We start from the raw sequence: 21597 nt of genomic DNA on the forward strand, positions 1-21597 counted from the left end.
AATTAAATGCTCTTTTCATAAACTCTATTACTTTAAGTAAAAATAATATCAATAAAATAAACTTCCGAAAAAATTCATAATAATAACTATGTGAATCACTTTCATCACTACAGCGGGAATTTGATCAAAAAAGATAGCTGAAAAAATGCTTCAAATCATCGACGAGGTACTCTCTTTCCGCACCTTGAAAGCCTTTAGACATAAAGGATTCATTTTATGAAATGAATTCATGTACTTTTATATCCTATTAGTAGTAAGAGCTATAAGCATATGAATACGTTTCAAAAGAAGTATTTCTACTATAGATTCTTTGTTCTGCTATAACAAAAATAGAAAAACGGAAAAATCTATCCTATCAGAACTTTTTATTCTTTGTTAAAATTCTTCATAAGATACACATAAGAAGTGGAGGATAGTTGATGAGAAACCTTGCTTATCTATATATTATAATTGGGGCAACATTCTGGGGAGTTATCGGAATATTTGTAACTACTTTATACAATGCAGGCTTTACTCCCATCCAGGTTGTAGCCATTCGCAGTATCACAGCATGTGTCTTCCTGCTTTCTTTTGTATTAGTAGCAAGAAGGGAACTCCTTATCATTAAAGTTTCCGATAGCAAATTATTTATAGGGACCGGAATCATCAGTATCATTTTTTTTAATTGGTGCCTGTTTAGCGCAATAAAAGAAACGTCACTATCTGTAGCAAGTATTTTATTGTACACTGCCCCTGCCTTTGTCACTTTATTTTCTAGGATACTTTTCAAAGAACTATTAACTAGAAAAAAAGTAGTAGCTCTTCTTATAACCTTAATTGGATGTATACTTGTTATTGGTGTTTTCCCTATTTCAAATCAATCAGTTTCCCTATACGGTATTGTGTTAGGAATTGGATCAGGACTTTTTTACTCACTCTATAGTATATTTGGTAAACTGGCTCTAAAAAAATATCATTCATTAACAGTGACGGTCTACACTTTCATATTTGCTGCTTGTGCAATCATACCTTTTAGTGGATTATGGGAGAGCACTTATTTATTTTCGAATATAAAAGTGTGGTTCGCTATCATAGGCTTAGGATTATTATCTACCGTTTTAGCGTTCATCTTTTATACAAAGGGGTTAGAATTAATTGAAACAAGCAAAGCTTCTATCATCGCTACAATAGAACCTGTAGTCGCTTCGCTAACTGGCTTTTTTCTTTTCAACGAGAAACTAACTCTATGGCAATATTGGGGTATTTTTCTTGTGATACTAGCAGTTATTATTGTACAAGAACAAAAGCGAAAGAGCCATGAGACAAACTAGGATAAACGAGACAGCTAGAGTAAAAGATTTTAAAGCGCGATGCTTATCAGCACCAACTGCATATGGATGTCTTGAGCCCAAGGTTAGACATCTGAATATTTTTCACAAAAATTCAGGCTATCTGAGCTAGGTGTTGAGAGGGCTTATCCCCCATTAATATATACTACTGCTTCGTCTAAACCATAATAAAAAGACAGTAGGCAAACCTTCATTTTAGAGGTTAGCCTACTGTCAGGAAATGTTTTTTAATCAAGACATTCCCTCTTTTCTTTTTCTTTTCTTTTCTTTTCTTTTCTCATGTTATACATTTCTTCAAGGCTCTGAATAAACTTATCATCAAATTGAAGATCCAATTTTTCTGCAATCTCTTTAGCAACTTTCGGACTCGCGCCATTTGTAGTAACGGAAAGTGTAAGTTTCCCTTTATTTAATGTTTTAGGAACAAGGACATTCCCCTTTTCTACCTCACTTACAACATTTACAAGCTGATTAGAGGTAGCATGATCGGCAATCCAATTATTAAGAGCATCATCATTAGTTGCTGCAATGATGATGAACGCATCCACTAAATCTGCCGCTTCGACTTTCTTCTTTATCCACTCAAGTTTTAAGTCACTAGCTAATTGCGAAATTTCATCGATAACATTAGGACTTACAATGGTTACTGATGCACCTTCTTCAAGAAAAAGCTTTAATCGTCTATAAGCAATTTCCCCTCCACCAATTACAAGAACACGCTTCCCCTTAACGTTTATATGTAAGGGAATCATCTTGGAGTACCAACAGTAAACGTATAAATTTTATTTTTATTTTCTATCGCTTCATTCACTCTTCTTACAAAGAGATCTAAAAGAATCGGGTGTGGTCCTAAATAAGAACAAACCTTAACTTTGCGTGTTCCCCAGTCATACTTTTCAATGGTCTCATCGACTTCCTTTTTTAATAAACCTGTGAAAATGAGATAAGGTACGATAAAAATAGATTCTTCTTTAGAATGGTAAAGTTCTTCAATCGTCTTAGCAAATCTTGGCTCAGCCGCCGTTAAATAACATGTGTGGACCGATTTCAACTCGGAACTTTGATGCAAAACAGTTGATATTGTATTAAGATCATTGACTACGTCAACATCACTACTCCCCCTACCTACAAGCACTGCTATTGAAGTAGGAGTGACCAATGCTTCTTGGTTCATTTTGTCAATCAGCATGTCCGCAATACGGTCATCAACGCCGATTGGTTTCCCGTATGTTATCTCTATATCAGGAAATTGAGTTGCTACATGAGCTACTTCAAGTGGGATATCGCTTTTTGCATGAGCCGCCGTTAAGAGCAATAAAGGAATGACAGCAATATGTGTCGCCCCTTGCTCCACACATACTTTGAATCCATCTTCAATAGACGGCTCTGCAAGTTCTAAGAAACACACTTCTTGAATAGGAGCATTTATTTTCTGTTTCACCTTCTCAATAAAGTCAACCGCTTCAACACGTGCTTGAGGCACACGGCTACCATGGCAAACATATAAAACGGCTTGCTTCATTATAAAACCGCCTCACTTTGAGTTTGATTTGTTATGAACTCTTCAAACCAACTTATGTTTCTTCTTAACGATACGACCTTACCCACAATAATCATGCTCGGATTTGATATTTTTTCTTTAGTAACAACCTCATGTATTGTTTCTAAGGTGCCAATAACTGTTCTTTGGAGATCGGTTGTTCCCCAATTAATAACTGCAACAGGTGTTTCTTTGGATTTACCATGTTTTATAAGTTGCTTTTGAATATATGGAAGATTACTTACTCCCATATAAATGGCTAACGTATCAATACCCTTCGCTAACGATTCCCACTTAATTTCTTCATCGATTCCTTCTTTTCTATGCCCCGTTATAAACGCTACACTTGCACTCAAATCTCGATGAGTTACAGGGATACCAGCATATGCAGCAGCTGCAACCCCTGATGAAATACCCGGAACAATTTCAAAAGGTATATTTTGACTAGCTAAAGCTTCCGCTTCTTCACCACCACGGCCAAACACAAAAGGATCTCCACCTTTTAACCTTGTCACTACCTTACCTGTTTTTGCATATTTAATTAAAAAGTGATTAATCGTTTCCTGTTTCATCGTGTGATAGTTTGGTAACTTCCCACAATATATAAGATCACATTCTTCTTTTGCATGCTTTAGAATTTCTTTATTAACTAAACGATCATATAGGATGACATCTGCTTTTTGGATGCATTTCAAAGCTTTTAACGTAAGTAAATCCTCGTCACCAGGCCCCGCTCCTACTAAAAAAACCTTTGCCAATGACATCCCCCCCTTTCTATTTCAATGGTTATGTCTTCTCAATCTGTCTAATTGAAAAGGAGCAATCGAAACCGATTGCTTCTTATTTTACCATATCACGAAAGAATTAAGTTTCTTTCCCTTAAAAATTGAACGATTTGAAGAACAGATTGTTCAATCGTTTGATGTTCAGTATCTACTGTAATGGCAGGAGTTTCTGGTTCTTCATAAGGTGAATCAATACCAGTAAAATGTTTTATCTCATTATTTCTTGCCTTTTTATACAACCCTTTAGGATCACGTATCTCACATTCATCTATTGAACATTTTACATAAACTTCAAAGAATTCATTTTCTGCTAAAATCTCTTTTACTTGCTGACGATCTTCTCTGAAAGGAGATATAAATGCTGTGATGACAATTTGACCACTATCTACAAATAATTTTGAAACTTCACCAATTCGACGTATATTTTCTTTGCGGTCTTGATCTGTAAAACCTAGATCTTTATTTAAACCATGTCTAATATTATCACCGTCTAGAACATAAGTCTGAATGGATGATTCATATAAGTATCTAGCAAGCGCATTTGCTAAAGTAGATTTTCCAGACCCTGATAAACCTGTAAACCAAAGAACATAACTCGGATAAGAATTCCTTACCTGTCTTTCTTCTTTAGAAATTGAAGCATCATGCCATACGATATTATTGGCAGCCATATCGCTTTCCTCCTTATGCTTGAACAGTTTCTTTCATTCCTCGTATTAACACTTCTACAACTTCTTTACGACTAAAAGTACTTGGAGGAAGAACTCCACTTCTTAACATTTCACGTACCTTTGTACCTGACAAAATAACGCGATCTTCTTTACCGTGCGGGCAAGTCTTTGACGAAGCCATTCCTTCACATTTCGTGCAATAGAAGCTATGCTCAAAAAATAATGGCGTGATATCCAACTCTTCCGGAGAAAAATTCAAAAAGATTTTTTGGGCATCATACGTTCCGTAATAATCACCAACACCTGCATGATCTCTCCCTACAATAAAATGCGTGCATCCATAGTTTTTACGCACTAACGCATGGAAAATCGCTTCTCTCGGCCCAGCGTATCTCATAGCAGCTGGAAAGACTGCTAAATGCACACGATCATTAGGATAGTAATTCTTAAGTAAAACTTCATAGCTTTCCATACGAATAGTAGCAGGGATGTCATCTGATTTTGTTTCGCCTACAAGAGGATTCAAAAATAAACCATCAACTGTTTCCAACGCTGTTTTTTGGATATACTCATGCGCACGATGAACTGGATTGCGTGTTTGGAAACCAACAATCGTTTTCCAATTCAACTCTGCAAATTTCTCTCTAGATTCTTTAGGATCTTGATAATACTCTGCAAATTTCTTTTCAGGTCGCTTTACTAGGTTGATTTCTCCACCAACATAAACATCTCCACGTTCAAACATTTTCTTTACGCCTGGATGCGCCATGTCATCTGTACGATAAACTTGTAACGCTTCTTTCGTTTTATCCGGCGTAAAGATATCCGAAATCGTGATTGTACCATATGTGATTTCATCCGCTACAAGACGTACAACTTCACCAATAGATAGGTCTTCTGCTTTATCGGCCGTTACTGGTAGTGTAATCGGAATACTCCAAACTGTTCCATTAGATAACTTCATTGTTTCCACAACAGATTCATAATCTGCTCTAGTTAAAAAGCCTTCGATCGGACTATATGCACCAATGGCAATTAACTCTAAATCACTCAAACCAATTGCATCTAATGCAATTTCATTTTTTATATGCGAAACCTCTTCACCTAACGATAGTTTTTGAACTAATGTTCCCCCGTGTGGACGTAAACTCAACTGAAACTCCTCCAATTCAACGTTTGTTTAGGTGGCTATAATTATATACCTCCACCTTCTTCATGTATGGTTCTTTTTTCCTGATTACTAGCCTTCATCAGACTAATTGCACCAATAGTAGCAATTAACAAGCTAATAATAATAAAAATAGAATACAAATCATTTTCAATAACTAGCTTTACTAAAAAATAGGATACCGAAAGAGAGACAAGTGGTGATATTAACCATACCATCAACATATTTTTCACAATTTTTTGTTGCAGCACAGTTTTACCAGATTTTGCAATCCCAATCCCTAAAATAGAAGAGGTTGTAATTTGTGTAAGCGGGACAGGTATTCCAAAAACAGATGCAATAATGACAAGCGTTGCACCAGTCCCCGAAATCAGTAAACCTTCAATTTTTGAAAAACTAGTAATCTTCTTCCCATTTGTTTCTATGACTTTTCTTCCAAGAAAAATGGCACCGAGTGCTACGAATATGCCTCCAATTAATGTCCCAATTGAAACGGACAAAATATTGGCACTCACCAAAGGACCAACAGCATTAGCAACGTTGTTCATCCCGGCTGAAAAGGCTTCAAAAAAGCCTGCTGCAATCAGTAAACCAGTAATAATCTTCCCTTGAAAATTTAATCTTTTATCTAAATTAAATCGATGCATTACGATAATAAACAAATAGGCAATCGTAAAGGCAACGATTGGAACAATAACCCAAAACATAACGATCGAGAGGAGGTTTTTCACGTATAATGCTTGAAAAGCCACTCCCACACCAACAACAGACCCAACTGTTACTTCACTAGTAGATAGCGGAATGCCTAACATATTTGCCAGAAATAATGAAAATGTAGCTGAAAATAATACAATGACGACAATTGGTACCGAAATGAAAGAAGTAGGAATAATCCCTGAACTGATTGTTTTTACAACCTCTCCACCACCAATGACTGCTCCTAAGATAACCCCTACTCCACAAAGAATTAACGCATGTCTTTGTCTAGGAATTGCACCAGATCCATAAGCAATCCCCATCGAAGCAGCTGCACCACTAGCACCAATATTCATTGCAAAAAACAAACTGATAATGATTGCTATTACTTCTAGCATTCTATTTTCCTCCTATTGATGGAGGCCGCATTCTGTCTTCATTTGTCCAGACCATCTACCAGACCTTAAATCATTTTCATCGAAAGTTGGTTTTGTACAATGAAAACACCCGATACTTGGATACCCTTTATCATGTAAAGGATTATAGGTTAGGTCATTTTTATGAACATATCTCCATACATCCTTCCAAGTCCAATGGATAAGAGGACAGATCTTAACAGAATGAAAGCGATCATCCTTATTAATATAATTAACATGTTTCCTTGTTTCTGATTGCTCTCGTCTTAGCCCTGAAATCCAAGCAGTTGATCCTTGCAGCGTCTCATTTAAAGGGATAATTTTCCTAATGTTACAACATGTATTCGGCTCCCTTTCCCAAAGCTTATCTCCGTACTGTTCTGCTTGTTCATCTAGAGTAAGATTAGGCTTTTTTAATTCAATTCGTAGTGCGGGATATCGCTCCTTCACTCGGTCAATTAACTCATATGTTTCTTTAAAGTGTACGTCTGTATCTAAGAAAACAATTTTCGCATCAGGCTTCACTTTAGAGATAAGATCTATAAGCACGATTCCTTCAATACCGAAACTACAAGCATAGACCACTTCTTCACCATAGTGATTATATGTCCATTCCAAGACATGTAAAGCTCCTTTATAAACTTCATCAACCTTAAACTCATTATTTGGTTCTACCCAACCTTCATAAGTAAGCATTTTCACCTGTCACCTCTTTCAATATTTTCGAAGCAACTTCAAAAATCTTCTATAAAACCATATAAACATAGAATAATAGTCGGATTTAATGTTAAAACATAGTTCCTCACTCGGCTTTATCTATTGTATGTCTTTTGAATGAGAGCGCCTCTAGCTACACGTCCACCACTCCTCTAACACACACTGACGTATTAAAAACCTAATGAGAAACCTTGTTTTATTTGCATCCTATTCAACAATATGTAACATCGTGATACCAACTAGATTCCAAACTAACATTAGCTGTTGATTCAAAATTTTATCACAATCTTCATAAAAGTCAACCCGACTTTTTACATAGGAATAATTTATTTTAAATTCAATCCTTATATTCCTTATAACTTTACTTTGTTTAATGATGTATATATGCACCAAAAATGAACCTATTCCCTCTTACATTTCAAATAGCAACTGACTATTATTCCTTTTCCAGTCATGAAAAATGACATAAGAAGACTCAGGCGTCATATATGGAGAAAAACGGAATAAACTAGTTTTACTAAGGAGGTTTACACATGTGGATCATTACTACTAATCTACTCTTTTTTATCCTAGGCTTTTATTTATTTTGCTTAAGTTTTGCACATTTTGTTTTGTACAAGCCTTCTCTTGAACTTTTAAGATCACTAAAATCCGTTTCTTCCGCTTCTGTATTCGCAGTATTAGGAATTATTATTTTTACTTGTATATATAAAGTAAAGCTTCCACAAAAATGGATTTACCCAGCTTACCTTGCTATTTTTTTCAGTTTTGCATGTATTGGAATAGCCATAATGATCTCTTCCATATAAATGGGATGCGTTCTTTGCCGTTACTTTATTTGCGAGAGAAAAGAGGCAAGGACAAAAAAAGAGCCAGGCACCCTCATACCAATCTATTTGATTGCACTAAAAAAATCAGAGCAACATCTAGTTGGTGCGACAAGGTACCAGGCACTTCCGTCCCAGCCTCTCTATTAATATTACTGGATCCATCCATTAGAGGATGGGTTCTCTCGCCACTTTTTCAATTTATGTAAATCTACTTCATTAACATACCCTTCCTTTGCAGCCACTTGAATTAATGTATCATAATCACATAATGATTTAGCTTCAACATTCGCTTTCTTAAGCATCTCTTCTGCTATTGGCAACCCATATGTAAAGATAGAGACAATCCCCAACACATCACAGCCCGCAGCTTTTAATGCCTCAACTGCAGTAATTGCACTTCCACCTGTTGAAATAAGATCCTCTACGACAACTACTTTTTGGTTTTCTTTAACTTGACCTTCTATTTGATTTCCTTTCCCATGTCCTTTTGCTTTACTACGTACATAGCACATTGGAAGCTTTAGCTGATCTGCCACCCATGCAGCATGTGGAATTCCTGCAGTTGCTGTTCCTGCTACCAACTCAGCTTCTGAAAAGGATTCTTTTATTATCTGAGATAACCCTCTAGCAATATTTGTTCTTATTTCTGTAAAGGAAAGTGTTAATCGATTGTCACAGTAAATAGGTGATTTCATTCCACTAGACCAAGTGAATGGATCGTTTGGTTGAAGATACACCGCTTTTATTTCAAGTAAATCTTTTGCAATGATGGTTTTCATTTTTCGTTTTCCTCCCAGGCATTTTTCACTTTCATATACGCTTTATATGGATTTTGTTGTTTTGTAATACTTCTCCCAACAACAATACATGTTGACCCTAGTCTTTTAGCTAACTGCGGAGTTGCAACTCTCGATTGATCATCAGATGATTCTCCCTCCATACGTATACCAGGTGTTACTGTAATGAAGGACCTCCCTAATTCACTGTTCAGTCTTTTTACTTCATGTGTGGAACATACTACACCATCTAATCCACTTTCTTGTGCCAATTTAGCATAGTGAAGAACAACAGAATCAAGCTGTTCAGTTATTAATAGGTCCTCTTGAATCATTTTTTCAGAAGTACTCGTTAACTGAGTAACCGCAATACAAGCTGGTCGTGTTTTTCCTAGAGGTGTTCCTAAAGTGAGGCCTTCAATTGCCGCCTCCATCATCTTCTTTCCACCGGCTGCATGTACATTTACTAAGTCAACCTCAAGCTTAGCGAGTCCTTTCATCGCTTGCTTCACAGTGTTTGGTATATCATGAAGCTTTAAATCTAGGAAAATCTTATGACCTTGGTTTTTTATGTGGGTAATAATAGAAGGACCTTCCTGATAAAATAATTCCATTCCTACTTTTACAAAAAGCTGTTCATTTGGGAATTGTTTCAAAAATAAATCAACTTCATCTCGGCTTTTAAAATCAAGAGCAATAATGAGGGGTCTGTTTATCATTTTTCCAGCTCCTTCCTACACATTCAGACACATGATTAAAACCTAATTCCTTTAAACGATTTGGGAGTTGTTCAATGATTTCAGGACATACAAATGGGTTGACAAAATTAGCTGTTCCAACTGCTACTGCACTTGCTCCTGCATATAAAAATTCAATCACATCATCTACATTTTGGACTCCGCCCATACCGATAATAGGGATGTTTACCGCTTGACTGACTTCATATACCATTCGAATCGCTACAGGCTTTATAGCTGGACCTGATAATCCTCCTGTTTTATTTGCTAGTACAGGCTTACCTGTTTTTAAATCAAGACGCATCCCAATTAATGTATTGATCATTGTTAAACCATCTGCACCGGCATCTTCAATCGCTTTTGCCATCTCTACAATATTTGAAACATTTGGAGAAAGCTTTACATAGACAGGTACTGAGGATACTTGTTTTACTGCCTTTGTTAGTTGTTGAGCAATTTCTGGTATAGTACCAAATGCAATTCCACCTGTTTTTACATTAGGACATGAAATGTTTAGTTCGAGCGCATGTACATTTGGAGTCTTACTAATTTTGTCAGCTACATAAACATAATCTTCGATTTGTGCCCCAGCAACATTTGCAATGATGGGCACATCAAATTGATCTAGCCACGCAAGCTCTTGTGAGATAACCTTTTCCACACCCGGGTTTTGTAATCCAATAGCATTCAACATCCCCGCGTCTGTTTCTGCTACACGTGGTGTTGGGTTACCGAATCTCGCTTCCTGAGTACTCGCTTTAATCATGATGGATCCAAGCATACTTAAATCATAAAAGGAACTATATTCTCTTCCGAATCCAAAGCAACCAGATGCTGGCATGATTGGGTTTTTTAATGATAAACCAGGTAAGTTTACTTCTAACATTTATAAAACCACCTCTCCAGCTTTAAATACAGGTCCATCACTACATACTTTTTTATAGCTAGTTCCTGTTGGATCGTCTACTGTATGACATACACATGCAAAGCATGCTCCAACACCACAGCCCATTCTTTCTTCAAGAGATAGAAATAGTGGGATCTTTTCATATTCTCTTTCAATCGCTTTTAGCATCGGAGTTGGACCACATGTATATAGTGTTGAAAAGCTTATATCCCTGTCCCTTATAGCATGTGTTACAAAGCCTTGATAGCCGTAAGATCCATCATCTGTGGCAATTATTGTTCTACCTAAGCTAGAAAACTCATTCTCTAAGAAGACAGCTTCCTTTGTCTGAAAGCCTAATACATGCTGAACTATAACACCTCTTTTGACAAGCTGTTTGGACAATTCAAGAAGAGGTGGCACACCAATTCCACCACCAACTAAAAGGACTGTGTCACCGCTTTTAGAAGCATCTAGTGGGAAACCATTCCCTAACGGACCTAATACATCAACAACATCATCTACTTTTTTGTAAGAAAGGAGCTGTGTTCCAGCTCCTTCTACTCTGTAAATCATTGTAAAATGATTGTTTTCTTTATCAATTTCAGATATACTTATTGGTCTTCTTAACAATGGAGCTGATCCATCTGTCACTTTAAGATGAACAAATTGACCAGGCTGCTTCATTTCTTTTACTAGTTCACCTTGAAGGGTTAATTGAAAAATATTCTTTGCAATATTTTCATGCTTGACTACGACCATCAGCTCTTTTTTTATCACGCTAAGCTCACCTCTGGCTGTTTAGTAAATTTGGGCATTGTATCTGTTGAAAATGTCATAGACTCTAATACTCGTAAAATAGCTTCTGCCGTGTCTAATGATGTTAAACAAGGAATTCCATTTTCAACTGATTCTCGTCTAATTTTAAATCCATCTCTCGCAGGTTGTTTTCCTTTTGTAAGGGTATTAATGACAAACTGCGCTTCTCCTTTACGAATAACGTCCAGTAAATTATGGTCTGTAGCCTCAATTTTGTTAACTACCTTAACCGGTATCTGATGTGTTTGAAGGTAATCCGCTGTACCACTTGTTGCAATTAGCTGATATCCAATTTGATGGAACCTTCTCGCAATTTCTAAACCTTCTTCTTTATCTTTATCCGCAATTGTTAGTAGGACAGATCCATGATTTTTAATTTGAATTCCTGATGCAACTAACGCTTTATATAAAGCCTTTTCCAATGTGATATCTTTGCCCATAACTTCCCCAGTAGATTTCATTTCTGGTCCTAGCGTAATATCAACGTTTCGTAATTTAGCGAAAGAGAATACTGGAGCTTTTACAAAAACACCCTCTGCTTCTGGATACAAACCTGTTTGATAACCTAAAATTTCAAGCTCCGCACCTAGAATAACCTTTGTAGCTAAGTTTGCCATTGGAACACCAGTGATCTTACTCAAGAAAGGTACCGTACGACTAGAGCGTGGGTTCACTTCAAGAACATAAACCTCACCTTTTGATAAAACAAATTGAATATTTAGGAGTCCAACAATATTTAAACCCTTTGCCAAACGAATTGTATAGTCTATAATCTGACTCTTAATTTCCTCAGATAAACTTTGAGGTGGATATACAGCAATTGAGTCTCCAGAGTGAACACCAGCTCGTTCAATATGTTCCATAATTCCAGGTATTAATACCGTTGTTCCGTCAGAAATCGCATCTACTTCAATTTCTTTTCCTGTTAAATATTTATCAATTAATACCGGATGCTGAGGGTTAATTTTCACCGCATTGTTCATGTAATGTAGAAGCTCAGCTTCCTGATAAACGATTTCCATTGCACGTCCACCTAATACATATGACGGACGAACCAATACTGGATACCCGATGGTTGCTGCAATTTTCACCGCTTGATCAACAGATGTTGCAGTTTTTCCTAATGGTTGTGGTACTCCTAGCGACTCAAGTGTTTGTTCAAATTTATCCCGGTTCTCAGCACGATCTAAATCCTCTAAAGATGTACCTAAGATTTTAACCCCTCTTGCTTGTAATTCATCTGCAAGGTTAATGGCTGTTTGTCCACCGAATTGAACAACGACTCCCATTGGTTTTTCAAGGTCGATGATGTGCATGACATCCTCAATGGTAAGTGGCTCGAAGTATAGCTTGTCAGAGATACTAAAATCTGTTGAAACAGTTTCAGGGTTATTATTGACAATGATTGCTTCGTAGCCTGCTTCTTTTATCGCCCATACAGAATGGACAGTTGCGTAATCGAATTCGACACCTTGCCCGATACGTATTGGACCGGAGCCTAGTACAACAACACTGTTTCTTTCAGTTACAATTGACTCATTTTCATCTTCATACGAACCGTAGAAATAAGGTGTAGCAGATTCAAATTCTGCAGCACATGTATCAACCATTTTATAGACTGGAATAATACTTGATTGTTTTCGAAGTTTGTATACTTCACGATCTGTTGATTCCCAAAGCCTAGCAATCTCTGAATCTGCGAATCCCTTTTCTTTTGCAGATTTTAAAATGTCTAGATTATATGGATTTTCCTTCAATTCTTTTTCAAATGAGATGATTTTCTCAATCTTCATAAGGAAGAAAAGGTCAATTTTACTCCATTCATGGATCATTTCCTTTGTTACACCTCTACGTAAAGCTTCTGCGATATAGAATAGTCGTTCATCCCCTGCTTTTCTGATACGTTTTTCAATGAGTTTGTCAGTGAATCCTTCTGCATCCTTTAAACGAAGATAATCAACATCAGACTCCAACGAACGAACAGCTTTTAATAATGATTCTTCTAGAGTTCGGCCAATTGCCATGACTTCTCCAGTTGCTTTCATTTGAGTGCCAAGTCTACGGTTTGCTGATTCGAATTTGTCAAACGGCCAGCGTGGAATTTTAGAGACAATATAGTCAAGCGCTGGTTCGAAACAAGCATACGTTCTACCTGTAACAGGATTTTTCATTTCATCTAAAGTTAACCCTACAGCAATTTTCGCCGCAAGCTTCGCAATTGGATAGCCTGTAGCCTTTGATGCAAGTGCAGAAGATCGACTTACACGTGGATTAACTTCAATAATGTAATAATTGAAGCTATCAGGGTCTAATGCTAATTGAACATTACATCCACCTTCGATTTTTAGTGCACGAATAATTTTTAAAGAAACATTTCGCAGCAATTGGTATTCACGGTCACTAAGCGTTTGACTTGGAGCGAATACGATTGAATCACCCGTATGCACTCCAACAGGATCAAAGTTTTCCATATTACAGACAACAATTGCATGATCGTTCGAATCACGCATTACCTCATACTCAATTTCCTTATAGCCTGCAATACTTTTTTCCAATAGACATTGCGTTACAGGGCTATTCTTCAATCCACTCGTTACTATTTCAATTAATTCATCTTCATTTTCACATATACCGCCACCAGTTCCACCAAGTGTATAGGCAGGTCGAACGATTACTGGATAACCTATCTGTTCAACAAAATCATACGCCTCCGCTAAATTATGGATGATTTCACTTTCAGGTACTGGTTCGTTTAACTCCCTCATCAAAGTTCTAAACAAATCTCGATCTTCCGCTTGTTTAATTGCTGATAGTTTCGTTCCAAGTATTTCAACACCACACTCGTCTAGCACACCTGATTCTGCTAACTCAACAGCTAGATTTAATCCTGTTTGACCACCTAGTGTTGGTACTAAAGCATCTGGACGTTCTTTTCTAATTATATTGCTTAAAAACTCTAACGTAAGTGGTTCGATATATACCTTGTCTGCGATTTCAGTATCCGTCATAATGGTCGCTGGATTTGAATTTACTAACACAACCTCATAGCCTTCTTCTTTTAATGCGATGCAAGCTTGAGTACCAGCATAGTCAAATTCTGCAGCTTGACCAATTATAATAGGGCCTGATCCGATTACTAGAATTTTGTTAATATCTGTACGTTTTGGCATTATAGAACCCCTTCTTTCTTATTAAGTTCAATCATGTTTAAGAATTGATCAAATAAACCGTTCGCATCCTCTGGTCCTGGTGAAGCTTCCGGATGGTATTGTACGGTAAAAGCAGATGCTTGTTTGTGCTTTAACCCTTCCACTGTTCCATCATTCAGCGCTACGTGAGTTACTTCTAATTCCGTTTGCGAAATGGAATCTTCTTTTACTGTGTAGCCATGATTTTGCGATGTAATGTCTACTTTGCCAGTGCTTAATTCTTTGACTGGATGATTGGAACCGCGATGTCCAAATTTCATTTTTTCTGTATCTGCTCCACATGCTAAGGCAAATAACTGATGTCCTAAACAAATTCCGAATAAAGGAACCTTACCTAAAACACCTTGAATCATTTCAATTGCTTGTGGCACATCCTTTGGATCTCCAGGTCCATTCGATAACATAATTCCATCTGGGTTTAGCTGTAATACTTCCTCTGCTGTCACATCGTGAGGTACAACAATAACATCGCAATTTCGTTTATTTAATTCTCTTAAAATTCCATGCTTCATTCCAAAGTCAACTAACACGACTCGATGGCCTCTACCTGGACTTGGATAAGCTGTTTTCGTTGAAACAACTTCTACTTGATTTGTAGGAAGCTCAGCTCCTTTAAGCCTAGTAATGATTTCATCCGGATGTGCGTCTACTCCACAAATTGCACCTTTTAATGTTCCATGCATTCTAATAATTCTCGTAAGTTTCCGTGTGTCTATCCCAGCAATACCAGGAATATTTTTCATTTTAAAGTACTCATCTATTGTGTATTCACATCTCCAGTTAGAAGGAAAATCGCAAAATTCTTTTACGACGAATCCATTTATAAAAGGTGTAATTGTTTCAAAATCATCTCGATTGATTCCATAATTTCCGATCAAAGGATATGTTAAGGTTACTATTTGACCGCAATATGAAGGATCTGAGAGAATCTCCTGGTAGCCTGTCATACCAGTATTAAATACAACTTCACCTACATTTTCTTTGTCACTGCCGAATGCTTCACCGATAAAAATAGTACCGTCTTCTAAAATTAATTGTCTTTTCATACTGTGACGCCTCCCTTTTCCCAAACAATTTTCCCATCAACGATCGTTACTGTTGGCCACCCCTTACACTTCCAGCCAGCAAATGGTGTATTTTTACCCTTTGATAAAAATTTAGACGGATCAATCTCCAACTCTGTATGTAAATCTACCACTGTCAAATCAGCTACCTCACCAACTTTTAAAGTACCTGCTCTTAAGCCAAATGCTTTTGCAGGTTCGACTGTAAGTAAGTCTACGATTTGCTTTAATGTAAACATATTTGTTTGTACGAAATGTGTGTAAAGAAGCGGAAACGCTGTTTCTAATCCTACTATACCGAATGGTGCTAGCTGCATACCTTCTGCTTTCTCCTCAGCAGAGTGTGGTGCATGATCTGTTGCAATAAAGTCGATTGTGCCATCCTGCAGACCTGCGATTAGCGCTTCCTGATCTTTTTTTCCTCTTAGGGGCGGATTCATCTTATAATTTGTATCAAGTCCAGGGATATCTTCATCACAAAGTAACAAATGGTGTGGAGTCACCTCTGCTGTAACATGAATACCCGCTCTTTTTGCATCTCTTACAACTCGAACTGATTCTTTTGTACTGATATGACACACATGATAATGACATCCAGCAGCTTCAGCAAGGAGAATATCTCTTGCAATGTGTACAGATTCACATACAGAGGGAATACCATTTATCTCATGTTTTTTAGAAAATTCCCCTTCATGTACAGAGCCTTTATTGATTAATGTGTTTTCTTCACAATGTGCAACAATGCTTGCACCGATTGACGCCGCTTGTTTCATTGCCTCTAGCATTTTCGCTGCCGATTGTACACCAACTCCATCATCTGTGAACGCAAACGCACCTGCTTGCTTTAATGATTGGAAGTCCGTTAATTCTTGACCTAATTGTCTAGTGGTAATCGCTGCGTAAGGTAGCACTTTTACAACAGCTGTTTCTTTTATACGATTTTGTAACCATTCCATTTGTTCTTTCGTATCAGGAACAGGTCTTGTATTAGGCATCGGTGCGATTGTCGTAAACCCACCTTTTGCTGCACTCTGTGTCCCAGTTCTAATCGTTTCTTTATGTTCGCCACCTGGCTCCCTTAGATGTACATGAAGATCAATAAATCCTGCTGAAATCAATTGACCTTGTACATCCTTCACTTCACAATTTGTCGTGTCGAGATTTTCACCAATTTCAAGTATCTTTCCATCTTGAATTTTTACATCTGCCTTTATCAACTCACCAAGCTCATCTAGAATTAACCCATTTTTAAGAATAAATAACATGTGTATTTCCCTCCTGATTTTGCTCAATTTGTTGTAAAGCTCTCTTTAAAACGGCCATTCTGGCAAAAACACCATTTTCCATTTGTTTAAATATGCGAGATCTCTCACATTCAATTAATTGGCTATCAATCTCGACATCTCGATTAACTGGCGCTGGATGCATAATGATTGCATCTTTTTTCATTAATTTTTCTCTTTGAAGATTTAATCCATATTCTTGTAAATAATTGTTTGAACTAGACTTTTCTTCATGTCTTTCATGCTGAATTCTTAAAAGCATGACAACATCTGAGACTGCAATTGCTTCCTCTACGTCGACATATTCTCCATAAGAATTGAATGGATCCTGCCATTCTTTAGGCCCTGAAAATAATATTTTCGCACCAAGTCTTGATAATACTTCAGCATTCGATCTTGCGACGCGACTATGCCTGATATCACCATGTATGGAGATCGTTAATCCTTGAAAGCTTCCAAACTCTTGCTTAATTGTTAGAAGATCAAGGAGCGATTGAGTAGGATGGTGCCCACATCCATCACCCGCATTAATAATCGGGATTGAAACCTTATCCCTTAGCTCATTAAAGTAATAATCTTCGTGATGTCTAATCACAACTGCGTCTGCTCCAATTGATTCTAACGTCCTAATTGTGTCATAGAGTGTTTCACCCTTCTGCACACTTGAATGCTCTGCTGTAAAGTTTAAAACTTCAAGTCCTAATCTTTTTTCAGCTACTTCAAAGCTAAAACGTGTTCTTGTACTTGGTTCAAAGAACAAATTTGAAACAAACAGTTTTTCAGATGGATTCCATCCAAAACCTCGTTTATAATTCTCAGCATCTTCTAAAATTTGAAAAATCTCTGCATTTGTTAATTCATTCATCATAAGTAGGTTTGCCATACCTAAACCACCTTTCAATTCTTTTGAAAAGCTATAAAAAAACACCCTGACTACTAGTATCAGGGTGTTTTTCGGTAGAGCAAATCAAGGTATTGAAAACATACTTATACCTTTATTGCCTTACACCCTTTTAAGCCTCTCTGGACTTCTTTTAAAAGATCTAAGCCATTTATGCAGTTTCTTGTTGAGTCATTGTTTCTTCTTTATCTATAGGTAAAACTAAGTTTAAAATGATTCCTATTACGGCAGCAAGTGCCATACCATGAAGGTCAACATTGCCAATTTTCAACGTTGCTTCACCGATTCCTATTACTAAGATGACAGATGTGATGATTAGGTTTCTTTTATTTCCCATATCAAGCTTATTGTCTATCATCATTCTTAAACCAGATGATGCGATGATACCAAATAGGAGAATGGAGACACCTCCCATTACAGGTGTGGGAATTGTACTAATGAATGCTGAAACCTTTCCTATAAAACCGAATGTGATGGCTAAAACTGCAGCTCCTGTAATGACCAGCACGCTATATACTCTTGTGATTGCTAGAACACCAATATTTTCACCGTAAGTTGTGTTCGGAGGACCACCTAATACGGCAGCGATCATTGTTGCCACTCCATCACCTAAGATCGAACGGTGCAAGCCTGGTTTTTCAATATAATCTCTTCCAACTACCTTTCCCAAAACTAATTGGTGTCCAATGTGCTCAGAGATTGTCACAATCACGACTGGGACCATGAGGAATATAATATCTGCTGTAATTGTTGGTGTATAGTTTACAAACGGGACAACAAAGTTTGGTACTTGAATCCATTTCGCTTCTAATACTTTAGAAAAGTCGATAATTCCTATTGCTAAGGAGTAGATGTATCCACCTGCAATTCCTAGTAAAACTGGGATTAGGTTAAAGAATCCCTTTAAGAAAATCGAACTTAGAATCGTGATGATAAGAGTAACTAGTGCAACCGAGAAGTAAACTAGGCTATATTTCTCTCCTTGAAGTGTTGCCATATCGACCGCTACGCCAGCTAACCCTAATCCAATGACGATAATGACGGGACCGACTACTACCGGTGGAAGAATTTTCATAATCCATTTATGCCCTGTTGCTTTTATTAGCAGTGCAACAATTCCGTATACAAGACCCGCTAAGAAGCTACCTACCATGGCCGCTCCTATTCCAGCCTCTGCTTTCGCTACAATAATTGGAGTGATAAACGCAAAGGAAGATCCTAAATAGGCTGGTACTTGCCATTTCGTTATTAGTAGGAATGCGAGTGTTCCTAAACCGCTTGAGATAAGTGCAACCGCTGGATCTAGCTCTACTAGAAACGGGACAAGGATTGTTGCTCCAAACATTGCGAATAAGTGCTGAAAGCTAAGCGCTAACCATGTTAACGGCTCCGGTGTATCGTGTACATCTAAGATAATATCCTCTTTTTTCATTTTATTGAACCTCCGTTGTTTCAATCTTGATTGTAAGTAGTGTCTAATTGATAATAAAAAACCTCTTTGCATGAGGACAAAGAGGTTCAAGAAGGATACCAAGCCATATGGATGGCTTGATTCTTCATGCTCCCCTTTGTAGCCTCTCTGGACTATCTTTAAAAGGGTTAATTATTCATTTTCATGGATTGTGACTTGATCATTTTCGTCAGCCTCGTGTAACTCAACCATAATCTTTTCTGAGCTTGACGTAGGTATGTTTTTCCCTACATAATCTGCTCGTATCGGTAGCTCACGATGACCACGATCCACTAACACAGCTAACTGTATGCTAGCAGGTCTTCCAATATCAACAAGTGCATCCATTGCTGCTCTGACAGTTCTACCGGTGTAGAGAACATCATCAATTAAAATGACTTTTTGATTTGTGACATCTACAGGAATATCAGATCCCTTAACGAGAGGTTCCTGATTTTTTGTCTTGGTAGAAAGGTCATCACGATATAGAGTGATATCGAGCTCTCCAATTGCTATTTTTTTACCTTCAATTTGTTCAATTCTTTCAGCGAGTCTCTTCGCAAGATATATCCCTCTTGTTTTTATCCCTACTAGGATGCTATCTTCAATCCCTTTATTTCTTTCAATAATTTCATGAGCAATCCGAGTTAACGCACGGCGAATGGCTTGTTCATCTAACACTACTGCTTTTTGTGACATAGTTGAAGTCATCTCCTTTCCTTTTAAAAAGGACCTGAAAACGAAAATACCCTCTCACCGATTTGTGAGAGGGTATAGGTAGACATAGTTCAGCTTAGTAAATAGTCAATTACTAAGGTATCTCTTCCGTTTTCCTTCTCAGCCTCACGGGACTGTTTTAAAGGTTCCTATTAAGTTAAATTCATTATGCCAAACATGTAGAAGTGTGTCAACGATTATTTTTAATTTGTTCTAGCACTTGTTGAAATTCTATTGGTAATGGTGCTTCAAACTCTAAATATTCTTTTGTTCTTGGGTGTTCAAAACCAAGGATTCCTGCATGTAATGCTTGTCCGTTTATAGAAAGTGTTTTCTTTGGTCCATATTTTGGATCACCTACAAGTGGATAGCCAATGTATTTCATATGAACACGTATTTGATGTGTTCTTCCTGTTTCAAGTCTACATTCAACTAATGTATAATCTTGAAAACGATCTATAACATGAAAGTGTGTAACTGCATCCTTACTACTTACATTTGTTACTGTCATGCTTTGTCTGTCTACCTTATCCCGACCAATTGGAGCATTAATTGTACCATGATCATGTTGGATGACTCCATGGACAATGGCTTTATATCGTCTCGTAACCGTTTTGTCAACAAGTTGCTGAACTAATGACTCATGGGCCATATCATTCTTTGCAACCATTAATAACCCTGATGTATCCTTATCAATTCGGTGAACAATACCTGGTCGTAGCACACCATTAATTCCCGAAAGGTCCTTACAATGCGCCATTAGTCCGTTTACCAATGTTCCATTCAAGTGGCCAGGAGCAGGGTGAACAACCATGCCTTTTGGTTTATTGACTACAAGGACATCTTCATCTTCATAGTAAATATCAAGGTTCATTTCTTCTGCTACTACATCTAGAGCCTCTGGTTCTGGTATTGTTAGAACAATTTTATCATTTTCTTGACATTTATAATTTGTTTTAATGGATTTATCATTTACTTTTACAACTTGATCTTTAATCCATCCTTGCACTTGTGTTCTTGACCATTCTTTATTAACTGAAGACAGAACCTTATCAATTCTTTCTCCCTTTAACTCTTCATTTACTTGTATTTCAACGATATTCATTAAGCTTGCTCCTTCTCTTGTTTCCCTTCGAAAAACAACATATGAATAAATAATAATCCCACACCAACACATAGAGCTGAATCTGCTACGTTGAAGATTGGAAAGTTATAAGAAAAAATGTACGTATTAATAAAATCTACAACTTCTTTACGAAATAAACGGTCAATGAAATTACCAATTGCCCCACCTAGCATTAAGCCTAGTGCTAGACCCATCACCTTATTTTCCCTCGCATATTTTTGAATATAATAGATTAAACCGACTATTACAATTGCTGTAATAATGTAGAAAAACCACATTTGACCAGCTAAAATTCCCCATGCTGCACCAGTATTACGGTGTGAAGTAATGTATAAGAAATTTTCAATAACAGGAATATTCTCACCAAGTTCCATATTTTTAACAATATACCATTTCGTTATTTGGTCAATTGCAATAATTACTGCTGCAATAATGTAATAATACACGTAGTTCCCCAACTTTCTTCTATCTATTTTGT

21 protein-coding genes are annotated in these 21597 nt (G+C 37.1%); 2 read left to right on the forward strand and 19 right to left on the reverse strand.

All coding sequences use genetic code 11. From position 1 onward, the window contains the following. The first annotated feature begins 419 nt into the window (after nucleotides 1-419). Nucleotides 420-1310: a DMT family transporter gene (locus tag A9C19_RS11630; RefSeq protein WP_338022824.1), complete on the forward strand. Its 891-nt coding sequence runs from the start codon at nucleotides 420-422 to the stop codon at nucleotides 1308-1310. 245 nt (nucleotides 1311-1555) lie between these two features. On the opposite strand, the gene A9C19_RS11635 is transcribed toward A9C19_RS11630, so the two are convergent. The 7 genes from A9C19_RS11635 to A9C19_RS11665 all read right to left on the reverse strand — a co-directional run bounded on the left by A9C19_RS11635 (nucleotide 1556) and on the right by A9C19_RS11665 (nucleotide 7300). Next, entirely contained in the window at nucleotides 1556-2080 is a 525-nt protein-coding gene (locus tag A9C19_RS11635) for a precorrin-2 dehydrogenase/sirohydrochlorin ferrochelatase family protein (protein WP_072580102.1), read from the reverse strand. Beyond that, nucleotides 2077-2850 carry a sirohydrochlorin chelatase gene (locus A9C19_RS11640; RefSeq protein ID WP_072580103.1) on the reverse strand — a complete coding sequence of 258 codons (774 nt, stop codon included), beginning with the start codon at nucleotides 2848-2850 and terminating at the stop codon, nucleotides 2077-2079. Before A9C19_RS11640 ends, A9C19_RS11635 begins: the two co-directional genes overlap by 4 nt. Beyond that, complete coding sequence (gene cobA / locus A9C19_RS11645) at nucleotides 2850-3626, reverse strand: uroporphyrinogen-III C-methyltransferase (protein ID WP_072580104.1); 777 nt, start codon at nucleotides 3624-3626, stop codon at nucleotides 2850-2852. Before cobA ends, A9C19_RS11640 begins: the two co-directional genes overlap by 1 nt. Before the next feature lie 95 nt (nucleotides 3627-3721). After that, nucleotides 3722-4324, reverse strand: coding sequence for an adenylyl-sulfate kinase (gene cysC / locus A9C19_RS11650; protein WP_072580105.1), 603 nt, complete (start codon nucleotides 4322-4324; stop codon nucleotides 3722-3724). A gap of 13 nt (nucleotides 4325-4337) precedes the next feature. Beyond that, complete coding sequence (gene sat, locus A9C19_RS11655; protein WP_072580106.1) at nucleotides 4338-5477, reverse strand: sulfate adenylyltransferase; 1140 nt, start codon at nucleotides 5475-5477, stop codon at nucleotides 4338-4340. A gap of 41 nt (nucleotides 5478-5518) precedes the next feature. Continuing rightward, nucleotides 5519-6586 carry a sulfate permease gene (locus A9C19_RS11660; protein WP_072580107.1) on the reverse strand — a complete coding sequence of 356 codons (1068 nt, stop codon included), beginning with the start codon at nucleotides 6584-6586 and terminating at the stop codon, nucleotides 5519-5521. A gap of 12 nt (nucleotides 6587-6598) precedes the next feature. After that, nucleotides 6599-7300, reverse strand: a complete 702-nt coding sequence (locus A9C19_RS11665) for a phosphoadenylyl-sulfate reductase (RefSeq protein WP_072580108.1) — start codon at nucleotides 7298-7300, stop codon at nucleotides 6599-6601. A gap of 554 nt (nucleotides 7301-7854) precedes the next feature. Here A9C19_RS11665 and A9C19_RS11675 point away from each other — a divergent pair. Beyond that, a complete protein-coding gene (locus tag A9C19_RS11675; protein ID WP_072580110.1) occupies nucleotides 7855-8130 on the forward strand; it encodes a hypothetical protein in 276 nt (91 codons plus the stop codon). A 170-nt stretch (nucleotides 8131-8300) separates the two neighbouring features. Here A9C19_RS11675 and pyrE read toward each other — a convergent pair whose 3' ends face one another. The 12 genes from pyrE to lspA form a co-directional block, all read right to left on the reverse strand. After that, on the reverse strand, nucleotides 8301-8930 hold the full coding sequence (gene pyrE, locus A9C19_RS11680) for an orotate phosphoribosyltransferase (protein ID WP_072580111.1): 630 nt from the start codon (nucleotides 8928-8930) through the stop codon (nucleotides 8301-8303). Continuing rightward, a complete protein-coding gene (pyrF, locus tag A9C19_RS11685) occupies nucleotides 8927-9643 on the reverse strand; it encodes an orotidine-5'-phosphate decarboxylase (RefSeq protein WP_072581857.1) in 717 nt (238 codons plus the stop codon). Before pyrF ends, pyrE begins: the two co-directional genes overlap by 4 nt. Next, nucleotides 9615-10550 (reverse strand): dihydroorotate dehydrogenase, encoded by a 936-nt coding sequence (locus A9C19_RS22025; protein WP_072580112.1) that lies wholly within the window; start codon nucleotides 10548-10550, stop codon nucleotides 9615-9617. The genes pyrF and A9C19_RS22025 overlap by 29 nt, the downstream gene beginning before the upstream one ends. Beyond that, the gene (locus tag A9C19_RS22030; RefSeq protein ID WP_072580113.1) at nucleotides 10551-11330 is read right to left on the reverse strand and encodes a dihydroorotate dehydrogenase electron transfer subunit; all 780 of its coding nucleotides are present in this window, start codon (nucleotides 11328-11330) and stop codon (nucleotides 10551-10553) included. It abuts the gene before it with no gap. Continuing rightward, nucleotides 11327-14539, reverse strand: coding sequence for a carbamoyl-phosphate synthase large subunit (gene carB, locus A9C19_RS11700; RefSeq protein ID WP_072580114.1), 3213 nt, complete (start codon nucleotides 14537-14539; stop codon nucleotides 11327-11329). Before carB ends, A9C19_RS22030 begins: the two co-directional genes overlap by 4 nt. Beyond that, the gene (locus A9C19_RS11705; RefSeq protein ID WP_072580115.1) at nucleotides 14539-15624 is read right to left on the reverse strand and encodes a carbamoyl phosphate synthase small subunit; all 1086 of its coding nucleotides are present in this window, start codon (nucleotides 15622-15624) and stop codon (nucleotides 14539-14541) included. Before A9C19_RS11705 ends, carB begins: the two co-directional genes overlap by 1 nt. After that, entirely contained in the window at nucleotides 15621-16907 is a 1287-nt protein-coding gene (locus A9C19_RS11710) for a dihydroorotase (RefSeq protein ID WP_072580116.1), read from the reverse strand. The genes A9C19_RS11705 and A9C19_RS11710 overlap by 4 nt, the downstream gene beginning before the upstream one ends. Then, complete coding sequence (locus tag A9C19_RS11715; RefSeq protein WP_072580117.1) at nucleotides 16891-17808, reverse strand: aspartate carbamoyltransferase catalytic subunit; 918 nt, start codon at nucleotides 17806-17808, stop codon at nucleotides 16891-16893. Before A9C19_RS11715 ends, A9C19_RS11710 begins: the two co-directional genes overlap by 17 nt. 169 nt (nucleotides 17809-17977) lie before the next feature. After that, a complete protein-coding gene (locus A9C19_RS11720; RefSeq protein ID WP_072580118.1) occupies nucleotides 17978-19258 on the reverse strand; it encodes a solute carrier family 23 protein in 1281 nt (426 codons plus the stop codon). A 171-nt stretch (nucleotides 19259-19429) separates the two neighbouring features. After that, a complete protein-coding gene (gene pyrR / locus A9C19_RS11725; protein ID WP_267888721.1) occupies nucleotides 19430-19987 on the reverse strand; it encodes a bifunctional pyr operon transcriptional regulator/uracil phosphoribosyltransferase PyrR in 558 nt (185 codons plus the stop codon). Between the two features lie 196 nt (nucleotides 19988-20183). After that, nucleotides 20184-21098, reverse strand: a complete 915-nt coding sequence (locus tag A9C19_RS11730; protein ID WP_072580120.1) for an RluA family pseudouridine synthase — start codon at nucleotides 21096-21098, stop codon at nucleotides 20184-20186. Beyond that, the gene (lspA, locus tag A9C19_RS11735) at nucleotides 21098-21565 is read right to left on the reverse strand and encodes a signal peptidase II (RefSeq protein WP_072580121.1); all 468 of its coding nucleotides are present in this window, start codon (nucleotides 21563-21565) and stop codon (nucleotides 21098-21100) included. The genes A9C19_RS11730 and lspA overlap by 1 nt, the downstream gene beginning before the upstream one ends. Nucleotides 21566-21597: the final 32 nt, after the last annotated feature.

It is taken from the genome of Bacillus weihaiensis (assembly GCF_001889165.1).
Taxonomy (GTDB): domain Bacteria; phylum Bacillota; class Bacilli; order Bacillales; family Bacillaceae; genus Metabacillus; species Metabacillus weihaiensis.